Origin of the sequence: Pantoea sp. BAV 3049 (assembly GCF_009765445.1) — a bacterium.
Lineage (GTDB): Bacteria > Pseudomonadota > Gammaproteobacteria > Enterobacterales > Enterobacteriaceae > Erwinia.
Map to the genome: position 1 here is coordinate 481,647 of NZ_WHOY01000031.1, position 322 is coordinate 481,968.

Consider the following 322-nt stretch of genomic DNA (forward strand, 5'->3'; position numbering starts at 1 on the left):
GCCATCAAATTTAACGGGTCAGCGAAAGCTGGCCCGTTTTGCTTTCTCCCCTTTCAAGCCTCTCTTAGTCTTCCCCGTAAACGTCGGATTGTTCACTCTCTGACCGCTCAGAAAAAAAATAGATAAAAGCGCATAAATTCAACAAAGTACGAAAGAAAGTGCTTGGCAACCTTTACAAATTCCCCTATACTGCGCCCCATCAGTTGTTCAGGATGAGTTGTGAAGCGTTCATAACGCAGACAGAGCAGCAGATGCCCAGTGTGGAGGGGTGGCCGAGTGGCTGAAGGCACCGGTCTTGAAAACCGGCGACGGGAAACCGTTC

General features: G+C 49.4%; 1 protein-coding gene. It reads right to left on the reverse strand.

What is annotated here, in order from left to right:
- Positions 1-107 precede the first annotated feature (107 nt).
- Positions 108-322, reverse strand: a 215-nt coding sequence (locus GSQ70_RS25900; RefSeq protein WP_233268237.1) for a hypothetical protein, incomplete at its 5' end; no start/stop codon positions are given.